Origin of the sequence: Sulfuricurvum sp., from assembly GCF_049305995.1 — a bacterium.
Lineage (GTDB): Bacteria > Campylobacterota > Campylobacteria > Campylobacterales > Sulfurimonadaceae > Sulfuricurvum.
Map to the genome: position 1 here is coordinate 1 of NZ_JBAQPS010000285.1, position 1,683 is coordinate 1,683.

General features: G+C 30.4%; 1 protein-coding gene. It reads right to left on the reverse strand.

The annotated features are described in order from the left end of the window. Positions 1-433: 433 nt before the first annotated feature. Positions 434-1,618 (reverse strand): TIR domain-containing protein, encoded by a 1,185-nt coding sequence (locus WA010_RS09820; protein WP_422556944.1) that lies wholly within the window; start codon positions 1,616-1,618, stop codon positions 434-436. Positions 1,619-1,683 lie beyond the last annotated feature (65 nt).

Genomic DNA, 1,683 nt, shown 5'->3' on the forward strand with positions numbered 1-1,683 from the left:
CTAATGATGTGACCGTTTTTGGTAACTTTAAATGCCATAAGAACCCCCTTTTTTCATTAATAGTGTATTTTAAGTTTTTTTCTCGCTCGTAGCCAACAGTATCACTTCTATCTATATCTATATCTATATCTATATCTATTCGTATCTTCTAAAAATGTGACTACTTCATCTCCACTTTTTTTATGATATAATTTTCTTTGTGAATATGGCTTTCTGTTGGAACAATGGAGCGGCAAAATTAAGGTCGGGGGACTTGATCATCCCTTGACCTTTTTTTTTGCCCTCCAAAGTTCTAACAGAAGGGGGTCTTTATGGAAAAGCTCATATTCACACTATTGCTTTTGTGCATTTTTGCACCTATGCTCAATTGAGTATAGCCAAGGGGTTTCACCCCTTGCCCCCCATCTAATCACTTTAAATCTTTACACTACGTTTAAGTTCTATCAATTACCCTAAAACCATGCGTAGGTATTTCATGATTCCCTTTTATTAGTTTTAATTTTTCAAAAACTTTTTCTCTTTGATTGTCTGATACTTTAACCATTAGATCCTCACGATCACCGTCGATTAAACTAACAAACATTTCATTTGGTTCCTTTTTACTATCATAAAAATGGAGTGTAAAAAAAGTCAAAAAATGTTTACCATCACATTTAATAATCTCTATAAGATCTTTTTTTCCAGATGTTCCTAACAAATTTTGTAATTTAGTTTCATGCTTGAATTTATTATCAACAAAATATGTATATTTTACACCTTGACTCAAATTATGTTTTATTGCGGACTGCAGCTCATTAAAATAAGGATTTTGCATTTTTGCTGAAAATTCAATCGGATTAGCAGCAAATACCCAAACTTCAGTAATATTATTTTTTTCTGTTTTCTTTTGAGCATCTGATAATTGAGCGATATCTAAAATGTCATCAATCTTATTAAGATGTAAAATTAAATCCTTTAAAATATCATTTTGTATTTTATTTATTTTTTTAGCCTTTAAATGGAGGAGATCTTCCAAATGATTGGCAAAAATCCTTACATTGTATTCGTTATTTTTATTATTATCAATATTTGTACGCATTTTTTTTATTATTTGAGATATATTTTGATCACTGCTTGCATTTAATTTTTGTTCATTTTCTCTTATAGCTTGAATCATAGAATTAAATGATTTTGCATTATGCTCATATTCCCAAGTATCTTTATATTTAAGGTTGTAAGTTTTCATGGCTATACCATCATGATCACTCATAATCTTAAATTTTTTATCGCTGTTTGGTAATTCTGGTTTAAATAGAAAAACTTTACTAGTACCCAAAACACCTAAAAAAAGTCCTGCTTCAAATAAAACATTATCCCGTGTTGTCCAATATTCTTCCTCTCTCGATTTTGTCACATCATCAGGGTAAAAAATGAATACTGCATAATGGTACTCTTTTGTAGCTGTGATAAGATTAGCTAAATTTGATTGATTATTTTCCCAAATAGTACCTGATGTCCATTTGACAACATCGATCCCAAGATTCTTTTTATTAATCTTATTCTCCAAAATATCTATGACATCCTCAGCTTCTCGTGAAGAGCCTATAAAAAGCTTTCTTTTTTGCTGATTAGTGCTCATTTTTCCATTATCCACTTATGAAACATTTCGTTTGTTGTGAGAGGTAAAACAGTCGCGTTATCAGG